General features: G+C 50.9%; 4 protein-coding genes. 2 read left to right on the forward strand and 2 right to left on the reverse strand.

What is annotated here, in order from left to right; all coding sequences use genetic code 11:
* Nucleotides 1-91 precede the first annotated feature (91 nt).
* Both thiW and ACI4N7_RS07900 read left to right on the forward strand, forming a co-directional pair.
* On the forward strand, nt 92-598 hold the full coding sequence (thiW, locus tag ACI4N7_RS07895) for an energy coupling factor transporter S component ThiW (protein WP_439732811.1): 507 nt from the start codon (nt 92-94) through the stop codon (nt 596-598).
* Between the two features lie 295 nt (nt 599-893).
* Nucleotides 894-2726: an S-layer homology domain-containing protein gene (locus ACI4N7_RS07900; protein WP_439732812.1), complete on the forward strand. Its 1833-nt coding sequence runs from the start codon at nt 894-896 to the stop codon at nt 2724-2726.
* A 203-nt stretch (nt 2727-2929) separates the two neighbouring features.
* Here the strand turns inward: ACI4N7_RS07900 and brnQ are convergent, their stop codons facing one another.
* Complete coding sequence (gene brnQ / locus ACI4N7_RS07905; protein ID WP_439732813.1) at nt 2930-4264, reverse strand: branched-chain amino acid transport system II carrier protein; 1335 nt, start codon at nt 4262-4264, stop codon at nt 2930-2932.
* A 488-nt stretch (nt 4265-4752) separates the two neighbouring features.
* On the reverse strand, nt 4753-4992 hold the full coding sequence (locus ACI4N7_RS07910; protein WP_439732814.1) for a hypothetical protein: 240 nt from the start codon (nt 4990-4992) through the stop codon (nt 4753-4755).
* Between the last annotated feature and the right edge of the window lie 185 nt (nt 4993-5177).

A 5177-nucleotide genomic window follows, 5' to 3' on the forward strand; every position in this document is an offset into this window, starting at 1 on the left:
TTTTTCTCGCGGTTCTCCGGCAGACATGCTATGCTATAGCCAGAAAGGCTTCGGGCAGTGTGTCCCGGGGCGGAAGGGGAGGTATGAAATCATGGACGGCAGATCACCGGAATTTCGGAAATGGGTACTTACAGCGCTGATGACGGGGATGGCGGTGCTTCTGTCTCCTCTTTTTTCCTTTCCGCTGGGAGTGACAAGGGCTTTTCCGCTGCAGCATATGATTAACATTTTTCTGGCGGTGCTCTGCGGCACCCGCTGCAGCACGTCTGCGGCCTTCTGCACGTCGGTCATACGGAATCTGCTGGGTACCGGCAGTATTCTGGCTTTCCCCGGATCCATGATCGGCGCTTTCCTGTCCGGCTTCCTTTATCAGAGGCTGCATACGCTCTGGGCGGCAGTGCTGGGGGAGTTTGTGGGAACTTCCCTCATCGGCGGGCTGGTTTCCTATCCGCTGGCAGCCCTTTTTCTGGGTTCATCGAAGGGAGCTTTGTTTTATGTATCTCTGTTTTCCGTTTCCTGCGGTGCCGGATGCGCGATTGCCTATGGAATTTTAAAAAGCATCCATCTGATTCAAACAGAATTTATGAAATCACGCTAGAAAATCGGGTGATTTTCTCAAAGACTGGAGGCGGTTTGCAGAAAAAATGGAATCGAATACAGGAAAAAGACCGGAGTCCGGTCTTTTTTTATGCATAAAATTGACGAAAAATCGGGCAGTCTTGCGTTTTTAGCATCAGGTACTAATTCCTATTGACATACTGTTTCATGACGGGGTATAATGTTTTAGTTTTATGAGGTAAAAATTATTCAATACGAATGTAACGTTTTAAAAAATCAAAAAATTTTGAGAATTGAAAAAAGAGAGCTTTCCAAAAAAGCTCCGGGGAGAAAAAATGAACCACTGCCTTCTGAAAACCACACTGGCTGCTCTGTTTACTGCTGCTGCATTTACCGCTTCCGCTGCCAATCCCTTTGCTGATGTAGATACATCCTCCTGGGCCTACCAGGCTGTATCCCAGCTGTCTGACCAGGGAGTCGTAGACGGCTATCCTGACGGTACGTTCAAAGGGGACAAGAACGTAAGCCGCTATGAACTGGCCCAGATCATTGCCCGTCTGATGGCGAAGGAAGACAGCCTGAATGACAGCCAGAAAGCCACCGTGCAGAAGCTTTCCGCTGAATATGCAGATGAACTGCAGAGCCTGGGCGTCCGGGTGAAGGAACTGGAAAAGAAAACAGGAAATCTCACCACCATCACGGAACTCCGGCTGCAGGACATTCCCCGCTACGATAATGTATACAAGGATTCCAAGTCCAGCCATGATGAACTGAGCCTCCGGGTGCGGATCAATACCATGGCCAATGTAAATGACAGAAGCACCGTGTACAGCCAGCTGGAAACAACCATGAGCATGAACGGATCTACTCCTTTTGATCCCAATCGTCAGGACTGGTCCAGCCGGGAAAGCAGTGATTCCGATAAGACAAGAACCGGCTACGGCGACGGCGATCTCCACCTGAACCGCCTGTGGGCTACCTACCAGTTCGGAGCGAAGCAGGACACCTCCAAGCTTCCCTTCGGACCTTCCAAGAACCTCATCGGCATCGGCCAGTTCCCGGTTAAAATGGGCGTTACCGGCTACACCTATGACGGCCAATTCAAAGGCGCTTTCATCTCTTTCGGCGATTATCGGAAGGGCGGCCGTTTCACCATTGCCCATGGCCGTGCAACAGATATCAACTATAACTACACCCGCCCCATGGTTCATGGCATGGATATCAAAGGTTCAGGCAGTAATGCGGGTCTGATTTCTGCTGTTCTTTCGGCAGGAAATGGGGAATTCAACCAGGCGATCAATCGCGCCACCGGCGGCAATGCAGCAGCCAGGGAAGCAGTGATTAACAGTATTATCGACAATGTGAAAAGCATTCAGTCTCTTCCGGCTGCTCAGCAGCAGGCTGCTCTGACCCAGGCAGTAGGCACACTGGCTCAAAAGCTTCAGGTTTCGCCTTTGACAATAGCGAATACGTTGAACCAGGTCAGCAGTATGGATGGCAACGGTATGACGATTAATGGCGATACTGCTGTATTTATGCAGAATGAAGACTGGGGCAGCGACGAAGATGTACCGGTAACTTATGCTTCCTATATTTACAAGAAGCCCCAGCAGTGGGAATTCCATGCTTACGGTATGAAGGCCAACGGCCCCATTGGTAAAATCTGCAAGGCCTACGGCTTTGCCGGCGCTTACTATATTACTCCCAAGTGGCATGTACAGGGCGAATTCGTGAAGAACCTTCGCAGACTTCCATTGAACAATGAAAGGCCTTACAGCTTCAACTACGGTCTCCACTACGGCACTGCCGATATTCTCCAGGGCGGTTCCTTTGAAGTGGGCCTGGACTATATCTACAGCCAGGCAGGCACCTACTTCGGCGGATCTTCCAATGACATCGTGGATCAGTACATGGGCCATGTATATAAAGACTGGCATGGTATGAAGAATGTACCGGCCTACATTGCCGATGTGCTGGAAGATAAGGCAAACGGCACCTACTCTTCCAATAAGAACTACGGCGGCGCCAAGTTCTTCCTGGCCAAAGCTTCCTTCGTTCCTATGAAAGGCCTCATTATTGAAGCAGACTACGGCTTTAACGCCAAAGACATGGGCGGACGGAAAATGGACAACATGCTCATGCTGAAAGCAACTGCTTACATTAAATAATTAAAAATAGAGCACACAAAAACCGGATGAGAAATCATCCGGTTTTTTTAGTGGGTTCGCAGCTGGCGGCGGTATTTCTAAAGAGGACCTGCGGCCTCTGGCTGCAGAGGGGCCATGTTCCTGAACATGGGAGGGCTCAGATCATTCGAGTCTCGCCGGGCCGCAGAGCAGCCTGTATACGCATCGCCGCAAAGCGGCTCCTGTTATTCCTTCGCTGCCGCATCTTCTGCGGTGTCGGATATTTTATCCCAGACAATTCCCAGAAGGAGGCCGACTGCGAAGAAGAGGATCCAGGACATGTTGCAGGAAGAAAAGGGGAGCATGGACATGAAGTGCTCCAGCGGAGACAGGGTCAGTCCTGCGGCTTTCAGAGCGTCATAGAGCGCAGGGAAGAAGGTGAAGACCGTGGCCAGGATGAAGATCCGGCGGCTTCCCCGGAAGAAGCCCTGAAGGAATGTAAGAAGAATGAGAGAGATAGAAAGGGGATAGAGGAAAAGAAGCACCGGAATGGCCCCTTTGATAATGGCAGAAAGGCCGAAGAGGGCAACGCAGAAGGAAAGAATGGTGAAAATGGAAGCCCAGACTTTGTGGGAGAAACGGGGCATCAGTGCATGGAAATAGGCGGCGCAGGAAGCGATGAGGCCGATGGATGTGGTGAGGCATGCCAGAATGACGATCATGCCCAGCAGGATACTGCCCAGATTTCCGAAATAAAATGCGGCAGTGCCGGCCAGTACGGGGGCACCGTTTTCCATATGGCCCAGAAGGGCTACGGAGGAAGCACCCAGGGTGCAGAGGGAAGCATAGACGAGGAACATGAAAAAGGTGGAAATCAGGCCGGATTTCAGGGCGACTGCCGCAATTTTCCGGTTGGAGGAAATGCCGTAGAGGCGGATGGATTCTACCACAATGACGCCGAAAACAAGGCCCGCCAGGCAGTCCATGGTATTGTAGCCTTCCAGAAGAGCGGATGAGAAGGCCTTCATGGGCGTATCATAGGCCGGAGAAGGTTCCTGCCAGCTCCCCATGGGGAAGAGGACAGAGGCAGTGATCAGGATGAAGAGGAAAATCAGAAGCAGAGGCGTAATGCATTTTCCGACACGGGACACCAGTTTGGAAGGGGTGATGGAAAGCCACCAGGACAGCAGAAAGAAAAGGAAGACAAAGCCGTAAAGCCCCGGACCCTGCCAGTCAGCAGGAAGCAGGGGGACAAGGGCAATCTCATAGGATACGGCTGCTGTGCGGGGGATGGCAAAAAACGGCCCCACAGTGAGGTAGAGAGCACAGCTGAAAAGGAGACCGTACAGAGGATTCACCTGTCCTGCCAGGTCCCGAAGATTTTTTCCGGAAAAGCAGATGGCCAGCACAGAGGCCAGCGGCACGCCGACACCGGTGATCAGGAAGCCCAGGGTGGCATACCAGGTATTCCATCCGGAATTCTGTCCCATAAAGGCAGGAAATATAAGATTGCCTGCGCCGAAAAAGAGGGCAAACAGCATGAGCCCGATGGCAATATATTCATTCGAAGTCTTTTTCATGAAAGTCCCATTTCTATATATAAATATAAATACGTCAATACGTAGAAACAATATTATATTATTTTATCATAAATTACAGGGGGATGCATGAAAAAAGTGAATCATATATGCGGCTGGTGTGACAGCGGGATAGTGAATCTGCTGTCTGATTCCAGCCTTTTACCGGTTATCCTGCATGGGTCGGGCGATTCATGGGGAAGTCTTTTTATGGGCAGGCTAAGGGCCAGCTTCACCCGGCTTACCGGTCCGCTGGCTCACCAAAAATACCGGTGGACGGGAGATTTCTCCACTCCGCTTCGCTGCGGTCGAAATGACGGGAAGGCGCCTGCCTGCACGGCCATGCTGCATCGCCGGAAATTGACTGAATTCCGGACTATGGTTTACTCTTCCTATGTCACTTCTTCCGTGTGGCACAATCATCGGGACTTCATAAAAGGCAATCAAAAAGACCGCCGAAGCGGTCTTTTGCCGTATGATGTCTGGCTCATTCAAACGATTTCCGGTTGAATGCCCGGGTTTATGGGCTTCACGAATTTTGCCTCACGCAGTGTTTTACGTGATTTTTCAAGCAGCAGGGGGCTCGGGTTTCCGGCTTCGAAATAGGGATGGAACAGGAGCATCTGATCGGGGAGCTGCATTGCAGGAATCATAGTGGACTCCCGTTTGTTTGTGCCATACGGGATGTAGTAAAACAGCCCGTTCTTCATTTTGGCAATGATACCATACATAGCAGGTCCATGTCCTGCTGGCTCTGACTGTATTGCAGAAAATGACTGAATTCCGGGCTGCGGCCTGTCCTCCCTATCGCTGCTTCGGCGGAAGGTATTAGTAGTTTATGTCGCCGGGATCATTAACCTTATATGGCTCGTTATCCGCCAGGCATTTTTTGATAGTTTCGATCATTTCTTCATCG

It is taken from the genome of Dialister sp., assembly GCF_051885895.1.
GTDB lineage: Bacteria > Bacillota > Negativicutes > Veillonellales > Dialisteraceae > Dialister.